Origin of the sequence: Telmatospirillum sp. J64-1 (genome assembly GCF_006980715.1) — a bacterium.
GTDB lineage: Bacteria > Pseudomonadota > Alphaproteobacteria > Rhodospirillales > Magnetospirillaceae > Oleiliquidispirillum > Oleiliquidispirillum nitrogeniifigens.
In genome coordinates, this window is sequence record NZ_SBHN01000007.1 from 141,427 (window position 1) to 164,597 (window position 23,171).

The window sequence follows — 23,171 nt, forward strand, 5'->3', positions numbered from 1 at the left end:
CCTGTGAGGCTGTCATATCTCCCCGCGGCTAAGATCGTTAAAAAATCAAGACTTCAAAAAAGGCTTTTCTGCAGCGAACTCCGGCACCTCCATCGCTGGAGTACGAGCCGGGACTGGACGGGCTGTCGCAGCCTCGTCAGATGACCAGTAGCCGCGATTCATACTGAACCGGCGGCACCAGGCCTGAGGCAAGCGATGCCCATGAAGGCCACAATGGAAGCCGGCGTATTTTGCGATCGTGCGGATGACGAGGGAAGGCAGAAGCCATGGCGCCCCCTCTCGCAGGACGTGCAGCACCTCTGACCGGACGAATCTCCATCCTTCGCCCGTGGCATTTCCAAAGAGCTCACGGATCCACGGGTTCACACGATGGAAGGTCCCATTGTCAAAATAGCGCCGAAACTCTTCACTAATCGTGTAATCGTGCGAGTGGTAAACGGCGGCATCGGCGACATAAGCCACCTTTCGCCCTTGATGCAGCATCCGGGCGGCAACCAGCATATCCTCACCAAAAATGGTCTTCGTCGGGAAGCCGCCGACGACATCGAGCGCTTCCATCTTATAAGCGGCGAAGGAATTGGAGGCAAAACAGGTTCTTAAGCCAAATTCGCCCAAGTCTGCGAAAGAACGGACGTGGGAGGTTTCTCCGTAATTATAAACGCGATGGTGCCGCGCCAACGCCGTTGCCTGCATGTGGGGAATCTGCCGGCCGTAACCCATGCCGATGCTCTCATCGGCCTCCAGCGCCTCGACGATCTTCCGGAAGCAATCCCGGCCTACCGGGATTGAGTCCTGCGTAAGATAGATGATGATCGGCGTCTTGACATGGCTGCGGGCCCATTCCCTCGTCCCGCCATGGTCAAAGCATCGCGTCCCAAGAGAGAGAACTCGGGCACCGAATGCCTGAAAGATCTGGGTGGTCCGGTCGCGGCTGTTACTGTCAACGACCAGAACCTCCGTCGGTTGCGCATCCTGCGCCCGCAAGGCTTCTACTACCTGAACTGCTTGGCTCTCTGCGTTTAGTGTCGGGATGATGACGGAAAAAGGGGGCATTACAAGGATACGTAGTTTGGAATTAGCTCAAAAGATTACCACAACCACAAAAAGACGCCACAAAAAGTGAGCGTTCAGCCCCGAAGAGGGTAAAGAGAGGTAAAACTTCTTGCACAACTATTGCGTCGGGTATCTAGCATATGCGATATAGCCAGATAGCAGGATCCCACAGCAACAAGAATCGGGCACGTGGGGAAGGAGAGACGATCATAGGGGCAACATGCTAGCGACCGATGTATCGAGAAACGACAGGACCGTGCATGGGCGTTCCAAGAGCAATTTTTGTTCCAACGCATGGAGCCTCACAATGACTCATGGCCGGCGCGTCAAATTCTTGGAGAATGAGGCGATATTCCCGGAAAAGTATTCCAGTTCAAGTCGAAAAAATAAGGAATAAAGCTGTTTGGCTCGCGAAGGATGCTTCACGCTAAGCCTAACAGGCCTGGACCAACATTTGAAAAGAGACCCAAAGTGCTGCAGGATGACCTCACGATAAAACCCGCCTCCCTACTTAGCGCCACAGGGGAAGACTCGGTTGCCGGGGCAAAAATTCAGGGCAGTTTTGACGGTGTGCACGACGGTCGGGCCTATGGGTGGCTATGGTATCCTGATGCGCCAAGCTTAGCTCTTCGACTGCAAGTGGTGGTGCAGGGTAAGGCCATCGCTGAAGGCGTGGCTGATGTGTATCGTGAGGATCTTTTCGTTGCCGGAATCGGCGATGGCCGACATGCCTTCGTGATTCCGGTGCCTAGCCACGTTAAGGCTTCCGAGATCGAGATAAGGGCCTTAACTGACGGATATTATTTGTTGGAAGACAACCAGAACGAAGAGCGCCACCCCTTGTGCCCTCCGACGGCTCAACCAACTGCCTTCTCAATAACCTATTACCCAGATTACACAGCAACGAATCCCTATCAGTTTTTGCTTGGCGCGTCTCTACCGGATGAATTCTCAGTGACTCCGGGAACCATTGACGAAGCGCTTGAGGCCGCACAGAAGAACCCAAGAGGATTCGGAGGCCAGCCCGTATTCCATATGCACTGGACGACACCGATCATCGCCCCAGCCGCCAATAAGTGGGACGCAATACGGAGGAAGGAGCACTTTCTGGCGAAGCTTCGTAGCTTCATCAGTATGGGCGGTCTCGTAATCTGGACGGTCCACAACACGCTTTCGCATGATCGTAAGTTTCCAGACATAGAGCGTGATCTATGCGCGCAACTGGCGCGCATAGCGTCTTTTATTCATGTTCACTCGCAAGCTGTTGTAGACGCAGTGCGAGACGAGTATAATTTGCCGGCTGATAAGATTTGGGTGATACCTCATCCGAGCTACATTGGCGTCTACGTAAACGAAACCACAAAAGAAAAAGCTCGAATTCGACTTGGCATTCCAACAAATCACTTCGTCTACGCCTTCATCGGCCAACTCAGGCCTTACAAGGGGATAGAAGATCTTCTCAATGCCTTTGGCGCGGTCGCAGCACATAACCCTGACAGCCATCTCCTGATTGCCGGAAGGCCCGTAGCACCGTATGAGGGAGATACCGTTTCACGGATGGCTTCTGCGTACGTTAATACGACGGTGGTTGAGCGGCACGTTCCTGATGACGAACTACAGTGGTTTTTTAACGCAGCGGATGTGGTAGTTCTACCATACCGGGACGTCCTAACGTCAGGCTCAGTTCTAAACGCACTTTCGTTTGCACGTCCAGTTGTCGCCCCGTGCCTTGGCATGATTCCTGAGGTCGTTGAAGATGGCTCGAATGGCTTCCTGTATGAGCCGTCTACCCCGGATGCCTTAGTCGAAGCGATGACTAGGGCCATTCAGGTCCGCGACGTAATCGGGGAATTTGCCGAACGGGCTTTGGAAAGCGTCCGCACCAACACCTGGGCTAATTTTGGGAAGAAGCTGGCTGACGGCATTAGAGAGGCTTCAGCAACTCACCAAGTGGAGCTTGATGTTGGCGGGATCACAAGGACCGTCACTGCGAGCCGCAGGCCCGGCCCGAATGGGCCGCAGGCACGAGTAGCTATCATCATCCTCGCCTACGGCCATCTAGATGATGTCGAACGGCTTATCACCTCGATCGAGGCTTCTTCCTTCCACGATGTGGAGATATTCCTCATCGATAATGGTTCGCCAGGGGATCCAGCTTTTCATGAGTTAATGACCTATAAGCCTAACTCCAAAATTCGCTTCACCTGCATTAAGACCCATGAAAACCTGGGATATGCGGGCGGAAACAATGTAGGAATCGCATTCTGCCTTTCCCAGAATTTTGACTACATTTGGATATTGAATCCAGATGTTGAGGTGACACCGCGGGCGCTCGCCCATCTAGTGGATGCTGCGGAAAAGCATTTTGACGCGTCCGTCTTTGGAGCGGCAATCTTCTACGGGAGCGACAAACGCCGGATTTGGTCTGCCGGAGGGAAGCTGAGCTTTAATCTTGGTCTAGATGCAGGGCACCGTTATAATGGCGAACAGAAAAGCGCCCTTCCGACCGAACCATATCCAGCCGACTACTTGACCGGCGCAAGCCTATTTTGCCGCACATCAGTATTTAGGGCCGGAAATTTTATTCCCGAGGAGTATTTTCTTTATTTTGAAGAAACCCACTGGTGCCTCCAACTGCACCGATCAGGCATTGGTCTTCTCGTTGTTCCCGCAGCCGAGCTGTACCATCACAAGCGCTCTGAAAGTGACGGGTTGCCTGCCCCTTACTACTTCTATTATTACATTCGCAACGCGCTTCTTTTTACGGAATATTTCTGCCCGAAAGCAGTCCGCACCACTAGCATGAGAATCAGAAAGAGCTTCATCGACCCTTGGCTGAGTAAAATACAACAAAATGCTCCAGATAATTATATTTTCTTCAAAAATCTGGCTGATCTAGCAATACAAGATGCAAAGAACCGCACCTATGGAATGCAGCAGCTTAATGCCGCTTTCGTTAAATCAGGTTCGCATGCCGGGCACCCTCGTTTTGAAGGCAGCCTTGATGGCGTGACGAATGGCCTAGTTTTTGGATGGCTGGTCGATCGAGAAGCGCCAGGTCAAGCTGTTGAGGTTACCGTAGAAGTTGATGGTTCCGCCGTAGCGACCAAACTCGCGGCTGATTTTCGCGCTGATCTACAGGCAGCCGGATACGGGTGTGGAAATCACGGCTTTTCTCTGACACTACCAAACAATTTTTGCGATGGACGAGCTCACCACGTAATGGTCCGAGCTTGTGACGGCACCGAGATCGGCTTCTGCAAGGTGGCCGTTTCGCCCCGCGCTACAGCCATTGGGCGGATCGAGGGCGTGGCTGGTTACCATCTCAACGGCTGGGCCTACAATCCCACCTTCGTTCGGGAAAAAGTTGCGCTTGAGGTTCTCGATGAAACGGGATTGGTAATTACGGAGGGCGTTGCAGACCAATATCGAGCGGACTTGGCTGCAACCGGTATTGGCCACGGCTATCACGGCTTCTCCTTCAGGCTCCCTCTACACCTCCTGGATGGAAAAGAACATGAATTTGTCATTCGGGCAGCTGCTGATTGCTCGGAGCTCTCCCGTCGGCGCATCCAAACTAAAATGCCGGTTCCCCTAGTGCCAGATGGCTCCCTTAGAGACCAACTACGGTGGATGTTCTATAACCGTGAGACCCGCTATTCGGAGAAGTCCTCGCTCGTCAAGCATTTTGACAATGTCTCTGCAGTCCTTTCAGCGAGATACCGCAAAAATCCTGAAGCAGATCTTGTTTCCGTAATCATGCCGACCTTTAACCGAGCGGAAACTATTGGCAGGGCTGTGAATTCGGTATTAGCACAAACGTACTCTAATTTTGAGCTAATCATCGTGGATGACGGCAGCACAGATGATACCGTTTCTACTATTGCTAATATGACGAGCACGGCTTCCGGAAACCGTGTGCAATTGATTGAACTGACACAAAATCGGGGAGTATCGGCGGCGAGAAATGCTGGGCTTGCAGCATCGCGGGGCGAGGTGGTTGCGTATCTCGACTCAGATAATGAATGGCATGAAGATTTTTTGCTGATTATGGTCAACGCTCTAAAAGAAGCAGGTGCCTCATCAGCATATTGCGGCCAATCGGTATGGCACGTTGTTGGCAACGATGAGGAGCCGGTCATGGTGCGGGCAGGTGACTTTTGGCTTTCTCTGCTGGAAAACCGGAACTATATCGACTTGAACTGCTTCGTTCATACTCGGCAAGCCTACAATGATTGCGGCGGCTTCAATGAAGAAATGCGCCGCCTCGTCGACTGGGAACTTATCGCGCGTTACGCTAGATATGAGGCTCCAGCTTACGTACCAGCCCTGCTTTCCCGGTACTTCATGGGTCGGGCAGAGAATCAAATTACGCGTGTGGAGACCTATGCCGATAACTTGAAAAAGATGAATGCGACGCTATCAAAATATCAAAGAAACAATAGAAAAGAGAATAACTTTTCCCCGTTGATAGGGATTGTCATGGCGTTTGACGTAGAGGATCTCCATAATCTGTCCGCTGCTGTGCGCTCTATGGCTCTATCCAGGTATGTTAGCGAGCTTCACATCTTGGTAAACACCGCCACGCATTTAGATGGTGTGGAACATTGGAGTTCAACAGGGTGCAAGCTAACTGTTCACAAAATTAAAGAAGCGGCTAGCGGATGGAGTAGGATTGAAGAGCTCCTTCCGCAAGCAACGGAGGACGACCGGATTGTTGTCTTAATGAAAGCTCGAGCTTTGGCATCAGATGAGGCGCTGCGCCAAATGGCAGAGGTTCTCGCTGACAATGCGACTATCGACGCTGTGATTCCACAGCGAGTCGGAAACGCTGTAAGCTCTCAACTGGACGTCTTGACTCCTTTCGCCAGTTCTACGCTACCTATAGATATGACGATACGGAAGGCAGAGAGCTTTGCGATTAATCCGAAGAAACATGTTTTCGCGGCAGAGGTTATTGATCCGTTCTTCGTTATGCTCCGCCCAGAGGCTCTTCGAGGTATCGGAGCTGCGGCAAACAGCATCAAAGACTTTGAAGAGGGATTCAGCATAATTTCTGCTGTTCTAGAGATGGCTGCAAAAGACGTTGCCAAATGTGAGAGAGCAAGAGTCAGTGATCTAAGCTCGCCTGTCGGCTAACGGATCCACGATTACTAGGGGAGGATGATTGTGACGGCAGACAAAAATAAAGGCGCTGAAGGGCAGCATGAAGATGCTTCCGCCACAGACCGCATTACGCATTACAAAAAGTACATTCAGCACTACCAAGCTCATTGTGACCGATGGTTGCCTCGGTTGGCTGATGTAAAAGGAAAACGTATACTTGTATTGGGATCTGGCTGGGGAACGGAAGTGCTATGGTGCTTGCGCAATGGCGCACTTGATGTGGTAGGTGTCGACCCAGCAGACAGACCAACACAACCACTTGATGCTGCTATTGAGGAACTACCAGAACCGGTCGCGGGCACTTTCAAACTCATTCGTGGGAACATCATTGATCTAAGAGGGGGGCAAGATTTTGACGTAATCCTCTCCAATAATGTTGTTGAACATATCGATTCATTGAAGGCGACATTTTTCAGTTTCAGAAGGTTCCTAAAACCGGATGGCCGCGTGTCGATATTTTCAGACCCTCTGTACTATAGTTCTGCAGGATCACACTTGCCGCTCTCGGCATGGGAGCATCTCTATAAGGAAGAGGATGAATTCCCGGCAGAGATTACAGGGAGACAGCGCAGCGAGTTTCGACACATGCTTAACAGACTGACCTTCATGGAGTATCTCTCTGTATTCCGAGAGTCAGGGTTTATCCTTGAAGACCTTTTTATTATACCCGACCGACATCTCCGACATTTTACGTCCGTATGGCCGCGCATTCAAAGAAAAGCCTTTCCCTTAGACCTATGTCTTGAAGGATTCGGGTGTCGTCTTGCCTATCCGTCCGCCTATTAATTTTATTTCTCATTTGTAAAATTAGGCTGAGTTTATGAAACGGAAGAGCCAGACGAGAGTGAAGCTCGCCGAGACATAGTAGCGGACCTCTGTAAAAAGGCTTCGTGTATATCCATGTTTAGAAATCAAGGACCACTTAGCGGAATTCGACCTATCATTTTGTCGGGTGGCGCCGGAAGCCGTCTATGGCCTCTGTCCAGGGCGGGCTACCCCAAGCAGTTTCTGCCGCTGGCGAGCAAACTGACGATGATCCAAGAGACCGTCCTGCGCGTGGCCGACAGTCGATTCGCGGCGCCGCTGGTCGTCTGTAACGATGAGCACAGGTTCATTGTGGCAGAGCAACTGCGGACACAGTCTTGTCAGCCGTCCGAGATCATCCTGGAACCTGTCGGCAGGAACACTGCCCCGGCGGTTGCTGTTGCCGCTCTGCGTCTGCTAGCCGACCAGGACGATGCGCTTATGCTGGTGATGCCATCGGATCACGTCATTGCCGATACCGCCAGTTTCCTTGCCGCTGTCGATCAGGCTGCGGCTGCGGCTGCGCAGGGCGCATTAGTGACTTTCGGCATCACCCCAGATCGGCCAGAGACAGGCTACGGCTACATTAAAGCTGCCAAATTGCTGCCGGGCCATGCAGGCGTATATGAGGTGGAGAAATTCGTTGAAAAGCCGGAGTTGAAAACCGCCGAGGGATATCTTGCGGATGGCAACTACCACTGGAACAGCGGAATTTTCCTTTTCTCGGCCATGTCCTATCTGGAAGAATTGGAACGCGCTAACCCGGCAATTATCGCGGCATGCCGCAAAGCCCTTAACGGCAGCCAGCGCGACTTGACGTTCTGTCGCCTCGATAAAGAAGCCTTTGCCGCGTCGCCCTCGGATTCCATTGACTTTGCGGTGATGGAGAAAACGCAGCGAGCAGCCGTCGTGCCGGTCGAGATGGGCTGGAACGACCTGGGGGCTTGGTCGGCGCTATGGGACGTGGCTCCGAAAGACAGCAAGGGCAACGTGGCGCAGGGTGACGTCATTCTGCACGACACCTCGAATACCTACGTCCGCTCGGAGCACCGTCTTGTTGTGGTCGCAGGCCTCGAGAACGTAGTGGTTGTAGAGACCGATGATGCAGTCCTCGTAATGGATCGTCACAAGGTGCAGGACGTCAAGCAGCTCGTGGACCGCCTCAAGGCGGAGGGGCGCACCGAGCACAGCCTGCACACGACGGTACACCGCCCATGGGGCAACTATCGCGGCATCGACCGAGGCGAGCGTTTTCAGGTGAAGCGCATTGTTGTGCAGCCTGGGGAGCAGTTGTCGCTGCAGATGCACCACCACCGTGCGGAACACTGGATCGTTGTCAGCGGGACCGCTCTGGTAACCCGTGGGACGAAGAAGTTCCTCCTGACGGAAGATCAGTCGACATACATTCCGGCGGGTGAAACGCATCGGCTGGAGAATCCCGGCAAGCTGCCACTTCATCTGATTGAAGTTCAGTCTGGAAGCTACCTTGGTGAGGACGACATTGTCCGATTTGAGGACGGCTATGGCCGAATAGCTCTAGATATTGCCGAAAATGCCCGCCCTAATATGAGGCAGGAGGAAGGCCACTCCTGCGGAATTGGAGAACATTCGTGTCCATGACCGTTAAAAGCCTCGCCATTCCTGATATCAAAGTTTTTTGGCCGAAGAAACACGGCGACGCTCGCGGCTTTTTCTCGGAAACGTACAGCCAGCGCGACCTTCGAGAAGCTGGCATCGACATCACCTTTGTGCAGGACAACCACGCCTTTTCCGCCGAGAAAGGCACCGTGCGCGGCCTGCATTTCCAGACGCCGCCCTTTGCCCAAGATAAGCTGGTGCGTGTCGTGCGGGGTGCCATCCTTGATGTGGCGGTGGATTTGCGGGTCGGCTCGCCGACTTACGGGAAACACGTTTCGGCGGTGATCTCGGCCGAGGAATGGAACCAAATTCTGGTGCCCATCGGCTTCGCCCATGGCTTGGTGACGCTCGAGCCGAACACGGAGGTCCTTTACAAGGTTTCCAACTACTATTCGCCCGAGCACGACAAGGGCCTGCTCTGGAACGATCCGGCGATTGGCATCGATTGGCCGGTCAGCGAGTCCGAGGCGCTGCTGTCGGAGAAGGACAAGCGGCAGCCGCGGCTGGCTGACCTCCCCGCCTACTTCCATTATGATGCCGAGATGGAGTCCGTATAATGAAGGTCCTGGTTACCGGCGGTGCCGGCTTCATCGGATCGGCCGTCGTCCGCCTGCTGGTGGGAGAACTCGGCGTCAACGTCGTTACCGTCGATGCCCTCACCTATGCTGGCAACCTCGCTTCCCTGGCGCCGGTAAAGGACAGCCCGAACCATCGCTTCGTCCATGCCGACATCCGTGACGGCAAGGCGATGGCCGACCTGTTCGCAGCGGAACAGCCTGACGCCGTGATGCATCTCGCGGCCGAGAGCCATGTCGACCGCTCCATCGACGGGCCGTCGGCCTTTATCGACACCAATATCGTCGGCACCTATACCCTGCTGGAAGCAACGCGCGCCTACTGGAACAGCCTGCCGCCGGCGCGCAAGGAGGCCTTCCGCTTCCACCACGTTTCCACCGACGAGGTCTACGGTGCGCTGGGCCCCGAGGGGCTGTTCAGCGAGAAAACGCCCTATCAGCCGAACTCGCCGTATTCCGCCTCCAAGGCGGCCTCGGACCATCTGGTGCGGGCCTGGCACCATACCTATGGCCTGCCGGTCGTCACCACCAATTGCTCCAACAATTACGGGCCCTATCATTTTCCAGAGAAGCTGATCCCGCTAGTCATCCTCAACGGCCTGGAGGGCAAGCCCCTGCCGGTCTACGGCACCGGCGAGAATGTGCGCGACTGGCTCTTTGTCGAGGACCATGCCCGCGCCCTCTGGACGGTGCTAACAAAGGGACGGCTCGGCGAGACCTACAATATCGGCGGCGAGGCCGAGCGCACCAATATCGACGTCGTGCGTGCTATCTGCGATCTACTCGACGAGTTGGTGCCAGCTGATAAGTCGCACCGTGAGCTTATCACTTTCGTCTCCGACCGGCCCGGTCATGACGCCCGCTACGCCATGGACATTACCAAGATTTCCAAGGAACTCAGCTGGCGGCCGAGCGAAACCTTCGAGAGCGGCCTGCGCAAGACCGTCATATGGTACTTGGAGAATCGCCCCTGGTGGGAAGACATCCGCTCCGGCCGCTATCAGGGCCAAAGGCTTGGACTTGGCGCGAAGGAAATAGCGTGATAGCTGATATCCTGGTAACCGGCGCCCACGGCCAACTGGGTTGGGAAGTCGCCCGCCGTGGTGCTGGCCTGTCCCTGCACGCCCTCGGCCACGGCGATCTCGACATCACCGACCGTCTCGCTGTGATGCAGACAATTGCTCGGCTCAAGCCCAAGATCGTGATTAACGCAGCTGCCTACACGGCGGTGGACAGGGCTGAAAACGACGCCGACGCTGCCTATGCCGTCAACCGTGATGGACCGGCGCATCTCGCTGCGGCCTGCGCAGAAGTCGGAATACCCCTCATCCACATCTCCACCGACTACGTCTTCGACGGCAGCAAGAGCGGCGCCTACAAAGAAGACGATCCGGTTGCTCCGCTCGGCATCTACGGCAAGAGCAAGCTGGCGGGTGAAGAGGCGGTGCGGGAACACTTGGCGCATCACGTCATCCTCCGCACCGCCTGGGTCTACGGCATCCACGGCCACAACTTCGTCAAGACCATGCTGCGGGTCGGAGCCGAGCGCGACACACTTCGGGTGGTCGATGACCAACGTGGCTGCCCGACCTTCGCCGGCGATCTCGCCGATGCAACACTGGCAATCGCAAGACAGATGATCAACGGCACCATGCGGGACGAGTGCTTCGGCACCTTTCACTGCACTGGTAGTGGTGCGACCAGCTGGTACGGCTTTGCGCGCAAAATCTTCGAACTTGCGAAACCAAGCCTTCAGAAGGTTCCGACGATCGAGGCGATCACCACGGCGGAATATCCGACGCCTGCCAAGCGCCCGGCCAACTCGGTGCTTGATTGCCACCGCCTGGAGCAGGCCTATGGAATACGCCTACGCTCGTGGGAAGCAGCCCTGGCCGAGATGCTCAATACTGTTCTGGTGGATATGGGAGAGACGGCAAGGCCCTGAGTGCCTGCCGCATATGGACGAGAGGGGGGAAACATTATGAAGGGAATCATCCTAGCTGGGGGCTCGGGCACCCGTCTCTATCCGATCACACACGCGGTATCGAAGCAGCTGCTGCCTGTCTACGACAAGCCAATGATTTACTATCCGCTGTCGACACTCATGTTGGCCGGCATCCGCGATATCCTGATCATCACGACGCCGCAGGACGCATCAGCCTTCCAGCACTTGCTCGGAGACGGTGGCCAGTGGGGCATCAGCCTGTCCTATGCCGTGCAGCCAAAGCCCGAGGGTTTGGCGCAGGCCTTCCTCATCGGCAAGGATTTCATCGGCAATGACAGCTGTGCGCTTGTGCTCGGCGACAACATCTTCTACGGCCATGGCCTCACCGAAAAGCTCAAGATCGCCGCTAGCCGGCCGAACGGGGCAACCGTCTTCGGCTATCACGTCCATGATCCCGAGCGCTACGGCATCGTCACTTTCGACCACGAAGGACGGGCAACTTCAATCGAAGAGAAGCCGAGGATGCCTAAGTCCAGTTGGGCGGTAACCGGTCTCTACTTCTACGACAATACCGTCGTTGACATCGCCGCAGCGATCCAACCGAGCGCACGGGGCGAGTTGGAAATCACCGACCTCAACAACCACTACCTGGAGCGCGGCGACCTGCGTGTCGAGCGTCTAGGACGCGGATACGCCTGGTTCGACACTGGCACCCATGACAGCCTGGTCGAAGCCTCAAGTTACATCCAAACCATCGAGAAACGCCAAGGCCTGCGTATCGCAGTGCCCGAGGAGATTGCCTTCGTCAATGGTTGGATCGGCCGCAACGAACTCATCGCCCTCGGCAGCGAAATGCAAAAGAACGGATACGGGCAGTATCTTCTTCGACTGGCGCAGGACGAGACGTCGCACGTGCCGGAACTGGTAATCGCCTGAAGAAAGGTCCCTACAAGCAGGCGGCCGGCTAAAAATTTGAGGAAATAAATGAAGATTGCAATGATCGGCACAGGTTATGTCGGCTTGGTATCCGGAGCCTGTTTTGCTGAATTCGGGACCAAGGTCATCTGCGTAGATAAAGACGAGAGCAAGATCCAGCGTCTGATGCGTGGTGAAATCCCGATCTACGAACCTGGCCTCGACGAATTGGTCCAACGTAACACCGCCGCCGGACGCCTGAGCTTCACCACAAGCCTTCCGGCCGCCGTTAGCGATGTGGACGCAGTCTTCATTGCTGTTGGCACGCCAACACGCCGTGGTGATGGTCATGCAGACCTCTCCTACGTCTACGCCGCAGCACGCGAGATCGCCCAGAACATCAAAGGCTACACCGTCATCGTTACTAAGTCGACCGTCCCTGTCGGCACAGGCCGAGAGGTCGAACGGATCATACGGGAAACGCGCCCGGACGCCGACTTTGATGTCACTTCAAACCCAGAGTTCCTGCGAGAAGGCTCGGCTATCAGCGACTTCATGCGCCCGGACCGCGTCGTCATCGGCGCAGAGACGGAGCGTGCAAGAGAAGTCATGCGCCAGCTCTACCAGGTCCTCTACCTCATCGAGACGCCGATCCTGTTCACCTCGCTGGAGACCAGTGAGCTGATCAAGTATGCAGCCAACACTTTCCTCGCTACCAAGATCACTTTCATCAATGAGATCGCCGATCTATGCGAGCAGGTAGGCGCCGACATACATGATATCGCCAAGGGCATCGGCCTCGACGGCCGCATCGGCCGTAAGTTCCTGCATGCTGGTCCCGGCTACGGGGGATCCTGCTTTCCCAAGGACACTCTCGCCTTAGTGCAAACAGCCCGTGACAGCGGTGCGCCTCTACGCATCGTCGAAACGGTGATCGACATCAACGCCAAACGCAAGCGCTCCATGGCTGAACGCATCATTGCCTTCGCCGGTGGCTCTGTGGCCGGTAAGACCGTCGCCATCCTCGGTCTAACCTTCAAGCCCAACACCGATGACATGCGAGACGCCCCATCGCTAGACATCGTGCCGGCGCTACTTGCAGCCGGTGCAACGGTGAAGGCCTACGATCCTGCAGGCATGGCAGAGGCCCGATCCCTCCTGCCGGAGATCACCTACTGCACCGACGCCTATACCGCGATGGACGGAGCAGACATTTTAACCATTCTGACGGAATGGAATGAATTCCGCAGCCTTAACCTCGCCAAAGTGAAGGCGCTCATGGCAGAGCCGGCGATGATCGATCTTCGAAATGTCTACGAACCTGAGGTCATGGACAAAGCAGGATTCCGCTACGAGTGCATTGGACGCCCGTTCGTCCGGAAAGGCATGAGACAAGAGCGCACGCCTCAACCAGCATAGCCATAATGAGATAAAGCTAGAAAATGGCAGGGATGACCGGCAATTTCCGGAGCGACAGACCACGCATCCCCTATCTTCAGCATTACTCCGTACTCCGTCGTTGCCGGAGACGCAGAGATACGCCAGCCCTGTCTCGGCTAGGCCCGACTTCGTCCGCTAAGTCGGGCCTAAGCACCAATACCAAGCTAACCTCGTTGACGAACAGTCTTCTGGTCCGTCGTCCACCCAGAACGCCACTATCTCCAGGAACCGAGCCTACAAGCTAAAACAACGCTATTCGATCGGCGCGACATACCTGTTGTAGTAAGTGATACCATCTCTGGCGCGATCGAAAACGTGCATGTTCCCAGCATTCAAGACGCACACCATGTCGGCATAGCGCTCGATCTGAGTGATCTGGTGCGACACAATGAATATTGACGCACGCTCGGAAATCCGCTTCAGAAGCATGTCGAAACGAGCCTGGAACCGTCGATCCCCTGTGGCAAGAGCTTCGTCGATGATATAACAATCAAAGGGAATCGCGAGGCTGGCCGAGGTAGAAAGCCGCGCCTTCATGCCAGACGAATAGGATCGAACCGGGTGGTCGAAATATTCGCCGAGGCCCGCATGCTCTTCCACGAAACTTTCGACATTTTGGACACCCGCTCCGTAGAGCCTGGCAAGAAAACGTACATTATGGCGACCGCTAAGGTCGGCGCTGAAGGAACCGGAGAAACCGACCGGCCAGGAGATGCTGACGGCCCGCTCGATCTTCCCGCTATCAGGCGGTTCAATGCCGGCGATGATGCGTAAGGTCGTCGACTTGCCGGCGCCGTTCAGTCCCAACACTCCAACGTTGCGCCCTGTCGGGAACTCAGCAGAAACATTACGCAGCACGGTTCTGGTGTGTCCATCGACCGTGTAGGTCTTGCAAACGTTACGCAGTCTTATCAAGGCAAAGGACCCGTCGCTTGAGAGCGGCCTGCAGAAGGATGCCGAAAAACAGCGCTCCCACCACACAAACAGCCAAGTAAGCCCCGTCTGCATAGATGGAATGGTGACTGTAGAAGGTGGCTTCGCGCAGGATTTCAATCGCGTGCAACAGCGGATTGACGAGGAAGTAAGTGGCTGCCTGGGGGGGAATCTCCTCCGCCGTATAGAAAGCGCCGGAGAATAACAGGAACGGTCGGGTGATGGCTGGCACAACGCGCTGCAGGAAGGGCAGGAATTGAGCCGCCATTCCGAGAGCCGAGCCAAGGCCGAAACCGAAAAGCGAGAGCGCCAGAAGGCACAAGACGATCGCGAGAGGATCCTCCAGTTCTATCTCCACGCCGAACAGCCAACCAACGAACAGGAAGACGAAGAAGACCGAAATCATGGTCAACGTCTCAAGGATGCCCCGCGCGATGGTGACGTGGAATGGCATGACACCTGGATAACTGAAGAATACCCGACCGCTAGCAATGGCCCCCATGGTATAGAGCATGACGTTCTGAAACACAAAAAAGGCCCCGACCCCTGTAATAAGGAACGGCAGAACGTGCATGCCTCGGGGTGGGGCCGCACCAAGAAGGAGGAAACCACTGCCAAACAGAACAATAGTGATCGCGGGTTCCATAAACGCCCAGAGATAGCCGCTACGATGCTTACCGTATCGTGTCTGAATCTCCCGGAGAATAAGGGCGTAGAGCACTCGGGCTGTCGACGGCCCCTGAGGCCGCGCCGTCGTATTCATGAGATCGCCCACTAAGTGAGTTGGTCGCGCAGCGCCAGCCCGGCGAGCGCCAAAATGGAAGTGGCGAGACTGGCAAGCACGAAGGTGGTCAAAACGGCCCGTGCACGGTTCGGTTCTTGCGCCTCATGCAAATCCGTCGGAGGGACAAAGGCAAGCAAGTAGACCTGCTGACGCATAGCAGTTGCCTCGACCTCTTCAAGAGTCCGCAGCGCCGAGATGTATCGGTCCTGGGCAAGCTGACGCTCAAGGATCTGGCTGGAAGCCCGCACGGCCTCGAGCGCATCCTCCACTTCCTGCTTTGCGTAAGACAGGCGGCTTTCGATCGGCCGGCGCGACATCTCATTTACCAGCGTCTCCGCCTCGTCAACGATGCGCTGCGAGATCGTCTGCGCCACCGCAGGGTCGAAAGCGCGCACCTGGAGCACCATGACCTCGGACCCCGGTTCCACATGCAGTCTGATCTTGCGTCGCAGGTAGCGCAAAAAATCTTCTTCATCTGCCCCGGGGCTGAGGCGCGACAGAAAGTCAACGTTTTCGCCACTGTAATGGCGGGCAAGGCCAAGCTCTCGGTCAAGCTGCAGAAGAAAGTTCCTCGAGCCCACGAAATCCTTCACCACGTCCTGATACCGGATTCCCGTGAGGCCGGTGGCACGTACCAAGGATCCGAAAATTGAGCCGGCACCGGCGACACTGTCCTCGCGGTGAACCACCAGTCGGCTCTCCGAGACGTAAACGTCACTAGCAACCATCCCGTAATACAGAGACGACAGAAATGTCGGCAGTAGCACGGCAGCCGCAAGAACAATGGCTTTTCTTGTATGACGCTCTCCAAAGACGCGCCGGAAAATCCCGATCACCTGATTACCTCGATTTGCGGAAACCGCCAAATTTCTAGAAAATCTGGAACTGCGCCATGCCATACAAGATGACCCCGGTAATGGCAACGCCGAACAGGCCGTATAGAGGGAGCTCCCAGCTCTGGATCGGCTTGGCCACGGTTGGCTGTGGAGACGGTGCTGTCGGCGGCAAGGAAGATTGGGAATGCTGGCTTGCCTCCCCGATCACCTTATCGCCATTGGTTCCGTTAGCATCGGAACGAAGCATGTTGATCTCATCCAAGCGGACCACCCCCGAAGCCAATGCATAATGCACCATCAGACGCCAGACCTGGTCGACTTTGTCCAGATCGGCTGGCGGCAGCGGATCAACCATTCGTACAATTATCGAAGGCACAAAGCCATCGGCCATAGCCTCTTTCACCACTTGATTACGATTCGCCGCCATTTCTGCAGTGGTGTTTTTGGAAGCTTTGGTCAATTCCAGGATCTGGGTCACGTATGACCGCAGGAGCTCCTGACGCTCCGGCTCATAGAGCGCCAATATCTGCTCGTCGATGCTCGGCTGATGTCCCATGGCGGACCACCCTCACTTTCCATGATTTGAGCTTCTCCGGCAGGCGCTTTAGTACGAACCTAGCCAAAGCTTCTTCGTCTTCGCGACACGTCCTTCCCGGACTGATCGGCAGCAAGCCCGGCTGCAACTCTTTCGAGCGCGAATGTCTTGAACGGTTGCCTGTATACCACTTAGGCTGTACAAAAAGCCATACTGTATCTGCGGCATCAGTCCCATGAAGCCGCTAGCTTGTAAGACACCCAGAAGCGACTAGGCAGCCACTGAATTCCGTTGAACGAGGATTGACTGTGAGGAATGGACACCATCCGGGCGACGGGCGGCACCTCGTATACGGAGACGGCAGCTTCACGAGTAATCTTGCAGCCGGCGGACCGTGTGCCGTCGCAGGCGGCCATCGCTATACCGGAACTAGTGGCCAAAAAAGATACGTTTCCAGCCGGAACACAAGGCTGGACGTTTCTCCAGTCCTGGTCAGCAAAAACTCACAGTCCAGTTGCAATGCGATTAAGACAATCATAACCGGGGCGTGTCACAGGCACCAACGCCAATCGTCCAAAACCGACCTCTTGACCAAGGCTGACTAGCTGTGTCGGCTGCTGGCACTGCTCAAGAAGAGGCGGGAATGGCGAAGGTCGCATTTGTCGCGCATATCTACTATCCTGACCTTTGGGACGAGATGCTTCGCTACCTTATGAGGGTCAAGATACCTTTTGACCTTTATGTGACGGTTTCGGCGACAGCAGCACCCGGCACAGCAACCCGGATAAAGAGGGGCTGTCCGCAAGCGAACATTCATGTAGTCGAGAACAAGGGCCGTGATATCCTGCCCTTTGTTTCACTCTTGAACTCCGGCCTGTTCACGCAATACGAAGCCGTGTGCAAGATCCACACTAAAAAGAGCCTGCATTTGCTGGCCGGATCGTCCTGGCGACGCTATCTCCTATCTTCCCTTGTTGCAGGAAAACAAGGCATCCCAGAGGGGTTTCGTCTATTAGCTAACGATGATTCTATAGGTATTGTTTGTCCCCGAGGCTTTTGCCTGGACCATCGTGCCTGGGCAGCCAATCGGCAACGGGCCGCAACACTTGCCGCCTCACGTGGCCTTCCCATCGAAGGCATCCCTCTTGCCTTCCCGGCAGGATCGATGTTCTGGTTCCGGCCACGCGCTCTGGAATGGTTACGCTCTCTCGCACTCACACCGGAAGACTTCGAACCGGAAGCCGGGCAGTTGGACGGAACAACCGCTCATGCCGTGGAGCGCCTTCTCGGCATTTCAGCGGCTGCAGCAGGCCTGAAGACCGTCGAACTCCCTCGACAGTTCGGTCCTGGCTTATGGTCGCACTATTATTTGAAACTGCCGCGCCTCAGCCACCTGGAAGCCATCCTACGGCGAAAATTGACTAAATCTTTGCGATTCGGCCTTGAAAAATAGAGCGGAAGCGGTGCCTGACACGCCTCCTTCGGAAAGCTATCCGGAATCAGGGATCTTCATCGGAATGGCACCGTCTTATATAGATTCGCTAATATAAGGACACATCATGCAGACTACTCTAAACCCTGCCAGTACTCAGGATGAGGTGCTATCAGGCGAGCGCTTTTTTCCGGTCGAACAACAAATCCTGTGGCACAAGCTTCAGGATCCCGCAGTCATAAAAGCGGTTGTTCCAGGATGCCGCTCAGCCGCGAAATGTGGCGACGAGGCTTTCGAAGTAATTATTTCGGTACCGATCGGACCGTTCTCGAAGGAAGTAAAGGGCACCTTCAACATCAAGACTGTTGAAGCCCCTAAGCAAATGATCGTAGAGGCAACTGCATCCTGGGGCATCGCCGGCACTGCAAAAGGGAGCATCGATGTCTATCTCACCCCATTGCGGGACGGCACACTTGTCCGCTATAGCTGCCAGCTTACCTTGACAGGACCTATGGCGCTGTACAAACTTCGTCGTGGTCGGCCTGTGTTGCAGAAGCTCTTAGACACGGCAGCAGGACAGCTCGAAGTTTTTCTTGGCAATGAGGGTCGCAGTCCGGTGGGGCCGGCGGCTGGTGCAAGGCCCCTTGGACCCGAAACTGCTAAATTCGTTCTCCCAAAGCAGGGACAGCGTATAGCTGAACCTCATCAAACCTCTCCCATCCTCGGCAGCATAGGTGGGGCGGGAGCGACCCGGGTCGATAAGAAGATTGACGGCTTCTCCGTCTCCGATAGACAGCGGAATGCAGACCAAACAAAATTCACTCCGCACCAACCAACCATGCTCTCTCGGCAGTCGGCAGAAGCTGAGCCTAGCGAATCGGGACCGGTGGCGGTAGCATCGCCAGCCGCTGTTGCCCCCGCTTCTACCACTGTGGACACGGCTACCCCGCAGCTGGTACCGGCGAGTGCAGTCACGATCCTTGAACCGCAGAAGTCTCTCGGCGTCGGCTGGATGCTGATCGGCGTCCTGGTGGGTTGCGGCACCACGACAGTGGGCTTCCTGCTCGCGCTCTTAGCTTTGCGCTGAAACATTCATCAATCCGGCGGCTTGCAGAAGGACTGCGCTTGGCATCGGAAAACCGTGGCAGGTATTGCAACGGAAGCCTGCCAAGCGCGGTCGTAGCCGCGGTACCGTCTATGGGTCTAGGGGCAGGAGCGCAAAAGTCTGCGTAATTGCAGAGGGGTGTAAGCTCACGGCCAGAGACATGAGTTGCGAATGATCCCGGGCCTGATCGATTATCTGGCGGATGTACCGGGATAAGATTTTGGTGACAGAGGCTTCGCTTTCAGTGCCTTGCTCACTGATCTGGGATATAGATCTCCGTCCGATCACCCCGCCCAAACGCCCGATACGCCAACCACCTGCCCTGATCTGACCGTATCTCTGTAAGCATTCCCCTGAGAACCTCGGGGCACACTTGGCGCGCCATCACCACCCGTTGCAAGACAGCTACCAAGCTGGCCAAACAAATCCTTTGCTTCGCCGCCGCTGTTGATTGGCTCAAGATCACAGCCTCTCGTCTACCCCTGGCTGTCATTGCAGACAGCCTTCCGTTCCCCTGCAAGAAAACACACGGATACGCCGGACAGCCTAGAAGCGGAGGAGGAAATCTCTAAAAGAGAATCGCCTCCACCTGTCCGTTTCTTGTCTCATCCTGATAGGCCCTCCGCAAGAAAACGGCGGAACCTTTCCCGAGGCGCACAATCCAAAAGCATATGGTGGACGCGTACATAGGAAATAACGAAGACACCACAAGATAAATCAACTACCTCACCATTACAGGTGAACACTCTCTGATCCCCCGCCATCTGCTGGGGATGATGTCTCATCTAAGAATGCTTTGCCTTATTTTGGCACTCATACCTGGGGCTTGCGTAACGCCCTATAGCGACCTCCCCGGCACGCCGCTGGCGGAGATGGAAGAAAACTATCTCAGCGTCTTTACCGGCATCCCCGGTTTCCTGGGTGCCACCGGCTCCGCTGTCATCATTGCCGACGGTTTGGCCGTGACCAATGCCCATGTCGCAGAGGTGACCGGTGGCCTTCATGGCATTACGGCGTCCGGAAAAATGGTCGGAATCGAAGTGCTGGCGGTCAGCGAGCATATGGATCTTGCCTTGCTCAAAGTACCGCCAGGCTTGGGCCGCCCAGTGAGCATCGCCAAGCCCCTCCAGGCGGAAGCGGCTTGGGCCATGGGAACGACCAATGGTTTGGTAGCGCCTGTCAGCCAAGGAAAAATTCTTAATCCCCAAGCATGGTCTTGCGCCCGGGCCAATGCCTGTGCGGAGCATCAGCGCCAGAACGGCCTGATGTTCGAAGGGGGCGGTGGCGGCGGCTATTCGGGAGGTCCTGTCGTCAATGCACAGGGAGCGTGGCTGGGCCTGGTACAAGGCATCTATACGGAATTACGCGATGCGGAGGGGAATTCCCTTCCCACCAATACTCCTATTCTGTTCGCCTATCACGCCCAAGACGTGCTGGCAGAGGTACAGTCTCTCCTCGCCCAGCATGAAGCTGACATGCCCTCCCTACTCGCCGTGTTACCGCCGCAAGAGTGAGGAAAACTATTTCCACATCTCCCGCCAACCATCCTGCTCCACCCGCCCGCTGGAAGTAACCTCGCCATAAAGCGGTCGAGGAATGGCTACCTTGGCCCCCCCATCACGCGTCAACGGCGCAAAAGCGAAACCAACCCGCCCTTTGCTGGGCGTCGTTGAGAAGAGGTCGAAGGGAATGTTGATGTAGAACCCTTTGTCGAAGGCGCCTTCACCGAACTGTTCGGCAGAAACATCGGTCTTGGTTGCCCATGCCCCAACCGTCACGCCATTGGCGAATTCTCGCCCGACTTGCAAGGTCGCACCCACATCTCCTGCGAGATAACGGCCCGCGCTCACGCTCGTGAAGAGATCATAGAAGGGCAGCTGGTGATAATATGTCAGATGCCCTGTCGTGACCTGATAATCCTTGAAACCAAGCAACCCGTCGAAATCTCGCTGTACCACGTGATTGAGGTCCAACCCCAGCGCCCAGCGGGCTTGATGAGGACGGTAAAGGACCTCTCCACCGACACCGCCATACATCATCTCGAAAAGCCCGGCAGAAGCACGCCCATACCATTCCGGCGCAATTTGAAAAAGATAGTTTGCCGTCAAACTATCAATCCAGAAGGCCGAGTCCTTAAGATATTCGTTGAGGTCCGTCCGGACACGAGGCAGCCCACTGGGCGCCTGATACTGCAGCCGATCAAAATTGTTGACGATATCCGCTGCTACACGTCCTTGAATATTAAGACCTGGGGCCAGAGTGAGAGAGGAATCGAGAGCTCCATAGATTTGATAGAGATAGAAGCCGTCAGGCCCCCCAATGGTCTGACGCAATTGGGGCGACAACCCCCATTGCAGATCAGGATAACGGTTCGCCGGCATGACCCAGTCCTGGCCATCCGGAATTGAGGGCGCCTCGATATTGGTCCTCAACCATGTCTCATCGGCGCTTCCCTCATAATTCGCCGCTTTCTCCACATCGGTTCGAAGCAACGTGATCTGCGAGATGGGTAGGTTATCATTGACTTCTATGAGGCGCAGTTCCTCGACATATTCCGGCGCCTGGGCGGCGAGAACGCGTGCCGCGCGGCCAGCCGCCTTGGCAAGGTTGGCGTATAGCCCCTGGCTGTAAACCAATGTCGCCGTCTGGCCTTCGATCGCGAAACGTTCTCCTTTGAAGCCGTAATAATTCAGGATGCCAAAAATCTCGCTGGCCACGGTGGCCACATCCTTTTCAGCCGTACCTTCCGGCACCTGGAGCCCTCCCAGTCCCGCAGCCTGAATCAGTTCGGCGGTATCGAAACGCCCCATCTCCTGTTCCCCGGACAGGACAATCACCTCCTCCACACCACCGGCATCGGGGAGACGAGCCACCGCCAAGGCGGCACGGGCATATTGCCCTGCACTTGCCGGAGACGCCGTAGGAACCAAGTGCAGCCGAGCAACCGGAGGCGACACCTCCAGGGATTGCACGCCCAACCCCTCAGACTCGATGGCCGCATAGACACGCTCGGTTGCCATAGCAATGCCGCGCTGATCAACTCCAAACGAGGATGGCTCGGCCGGCCGCTCTCGCCTGCGCGGTGTTACCGGCAGCGGCGGCTTTTCATTGATATTCGGCACGCCCATGTCGCTGTTGAAATTGGTGCGCAGCATGCCGCGCAGCATGACCTCATTTCCACGCTCATAGGCCAAGCTTAAGTCCAACCAGCGCAAGGCACGATAGCTTGCCCCAAAATTCAGCGGCGAACTGACCGGGAATTGGTTCCCGTGAGCTTCCTCTTGATAATTGTTGCCGTCATATTCGGCCATCAGCCGCAATCCTTCGACCGGCGTATGCCATTCGATGCCGCCGAAGAAAGCTGCGCGGGGACCGCTGAAAAAAGACCCAAGCCCTAGCGTTCCGGTTTCGGAAATTGTTGACGCTTCACCGGTTCGGTTCCCGAATCGGTCCGACAGATAGGTCAACGGATTTCTAATATGCCCGCGTGTACCGGCATTGCCCCAGGCCATGCCCAGCGTAAAATCGAAGTCATAATATCGTCGGCTTGCGGCAATATATTCCGACCCGAACAGGCTCGTGCCGCCAATATCACGGAAACCAACGGAGATTTCCGGGAGATATGGCCCTTCCTCGACCAGGCGCAGCTTAAGATCGACACCTTTATCCTTATAGGTCTGATCCCCACTTAATTCGCGAGGGCCGTAAAGGACATTTGCAATATCGGTATAACGGAAAGTTCCCTGCAGCCAGGGCAGAAACTGGACCGTCAGAAAAATACGCGTATAGGGATCGGTATAGGACGATCCAAATACCATTTCCCCATCAGGGGCCATACGCCCTGAAGGCATCTGCAATAGCCCGGTCTGGCCGAAATCGTTGAATCCAGGCTCAAACGACAAGCGGCCTGTTTCCTGGGCACGGGCCTGCCCACCACTCAGTAGGCAGGCCACACATCCCAGCATGAGCGCACCCCTGACGCGCCGCATCACATCACTGTCCTATCCTCG

At 55.7% G+C, this 23,171-nt stretch carries 17 protein-coding genes; 11 read left to right on the forward strand and 6 right to left on the reverse strand.

Translation table 11 applies throughout. The annotated features are described in order from the left end of the window. Positions 1–45: 45 nt before the first annotated feature. Positions 46–1,053, reverse strand: a complete 1,008-nt coding sequence (locus tag EPD66_RS08890) for a glycosyltransferase family 2 protein (RefSeq protein ID WP_142848141.1) — start codon at positions 1,051–1,053, stop codon at positions 46–48. Positions 1,054–1,524: 471 nt separating this feature from the next. On the opposite strand from EPD66_RS08890, the gene EPD66_RS08895 reads away from it, so the two are divergent. The 8 genes from EPD66_RS08895 to EPD66_RS08930 all read left to right on the forward strand — a co-directional run bounded on the left by EPD66_RS08895 (position 1,525) and on the right by EPD66_RS08930 (position 13,515). Then, positions 1,525–6,192, forward strand: a complete 4,668-nt coding sequence (locus tag EPD66_RS08895) for a glycosyltransferase (RefSeq protein WP_185961316.1) — start codon at positions 1,525–1,527, stop codon at positions 6,190–6,192. A gap of 30 nt (positions 6,193–6,222) precedes the next feature. Next, entirely contained in the window at positions 6,223–7,005 is a 783-nt protein-coding gene (locus EPD66_RS08900; protein ID WP_185961317.1) for a bifunctional 2-polyprenyl-6-hydroxyphenol methylase/3-demethylubiquinol 3-O-methyltransferase UbiG, read from the forward strand. Positions 7,006–7,119: 114 nt separating this feature from the next. After that, positions 7,120–8,643, forward strand: coding sequence for a mannose-1-phosphate guanylyltransferase/mannose-6-phosphate isomerase (locus EPD66_RS08905; protein WP_142848144.1), 1,524 nt, complete (start codon positions 7,120–7,122; stop codon positions 8,641–8,643). Beyond that, positions 8,640–9,218, forward strand: coding sequence for a dTDP-4-dehydrorhamnose 3,5-epimerase (gene rfbC / locus EPD66_RS08910; RefSeq protein ID WP_142848195.1), 579 nt, complete (start codon positions 8,640–8,642; stop codon positions 9,216–9,218). The genes EPD66_RS08905 and rfbC overlap by 4 nt, the downstream gene beginning before the upstream one ends. Next, positions 9,218–10,279, forward strand: coding sequence for a dTDP-glucose 4,6-dehydratase (gene rfbB, locus EPD66_RS08915; protein WP_142848145.1), 1,062 nt, complete (start codon positions 9,218–9,220; stop codon positions 10,277–10,279). The genes rfbC and rfbB overlap by 1 nt, the downstream gene beginning before the upstream one ends. After that, positions 10,276–11,181, forward strand: a complete 906-nt coding sequence (rfbD, locus tag EPD66_RS08920; protein ID WP_370511872.1) for a dTDP-4-dehydrorhamnose reductase — start codon at positions 10,276–10,278, stop codon at positions 11,179–11,181. The genes rfbB and rfbD overlap by 4 nt, the downstream gene beginning before the upstream one ends. Before the next feature lie 36 nt (positions 11,182–11,217). Further along, positions 11,218–12,117, forward strand: a complete 900-nt coding sequence (gene rfbA, locus EPD66_RS08925; RefSeq protein ID WP_142848146.1) for a glucose-1-phosphate thymidylyltransferase RfbA — start codon at positions 11,218–11,220, stop codon at positions 12,115–12,117. A gap of 48 nt (positions 12,118–12,165) precedes the next feature. Continuing rightward, on the forward strand, positions 12,166–13,515 hold the full coding sequence (locus tag EPD66_RS08930; protein WP_142848147.1) for a UDP-glucose/GDP-mannose dehydrogenase family protein: 1,350 nt from the start codon (positions 12,166–12,168) through the stop codon (positions 13,513–13,515). A gap of 273 nt (positions 13,516–13,788) precedes the next feature. On the opposite strand, the gene EPD66_RS08935 is transcribed toward EPD66_RS08930, so the two are convergent. From EPD66_RS08935 to EPD66_RS08950, 4 genes are read right to left on the reverse strand one after another with little or no spacing between them, the layout of a single operon-like run. Further along, a complete protein-coding gene (locus tag EPD66_RS08935) occupies positions 13,789–14,394 on the reverse strand; it encodes an ABC transporter ATP-binding protein (RefSeq protein WP_185961318.1) in 606 nt (201 codons plus the stop codon). A 40-nt stretch (positions 14,395–14,434) separates the two neighbouring features. After that, the gene (locus EPD66_RS08940) at positions 14,435–15,232 is read right to left on the reverse strand and encodes an ABC transporter permease (RefSeq protein ID WP_142848149.1); all 798 of its coding nucleotides are present in this window, start codon (positions 15,230–15,232) and stop codon (positions 14,435–14,437) included. 11 nt (positions 15,233–15,243) lie between these two features. Next, positions 15,244–16,089, reverse strand: a complete 846-nt coding sequence (locus tag EPD66_RS08945; protein ID WP_142848150.1) for a hypothetical protein — start codon at positions 16,087–16,089, stop codon at positions 15,244–15,246. A gap of 34 nt (positions 16,090–16,123) precedes the next feature. After that, entirely contained in the window at positions 16,124–16,645 is a 522-nt protein-coding gene (locus EPD66_RS08950) for a hypothetical protein (RefSeq protein WP_142848151.1), read from the reverse strand. A gap of 586 nt (positions 16,646–17,231) precedes the next feature. On the opposite strand from EPD66_RS08950, the gene EPD66_RS08955 reads away from it, so the two are divergent. The 3 genes from EPD66_RS08955 (at position 17,232) to EPD66_RS08965 (ending at position 20,675) form a co-directional block, all read left to right on the forward strand. Then, positions 17,232–18,077, forward strand: coding sequence for a rhamnan synthesis F family protein (locus tag EPD66_RS08955; protein WP_370511873.1), 846 nt, complete (start codon positions 17,232–17,234; stop codon positions 18,075–18,077). Between the two features lie 106 nt (positions 18,078–18,183). Beyond that, on the forward strand, positions 18,184–19,143 hold the full coding sequence (locus EPD66_RS08960; protein ID WP_142848153.1) for a CoxG family protein: 960 nt from the start codon (positions 18,184–18,186) through the stop codon (positions 19,141–19,143). An 890-nt stretch (positions 19,144–20,033) separates the two neighbouring features. Continuing rightward, a complete protein-coding gene (locus EPD66_RS08965; protein WP_185961320.1) occupies positions 20,034–20,675 on the forward strand; it encodes a trypsin-like peptidase domain-containing protein in 642 nt (213 codons plus the stop codon). A 6-nt stretch (positions 20,676–20,681) separates the two neighbouring features. On the opposite strand, the gene EPD66_RS08970 is transcribed toward EPD66_RS08965, so the two are convergent. Continuing rightward, a complete protein-coding gene (locus EPD66_RS08970; RefSeq protein WP_185961321.1) occupies positions 20,682–23,063 on the reverse strand; it encodes a YjbH domain-containing protein in 2,382 nt (793 codons plus the stop codon). Between the last annotated feature and the right edge of the window lie 108 nt (positions 23,064–23,171).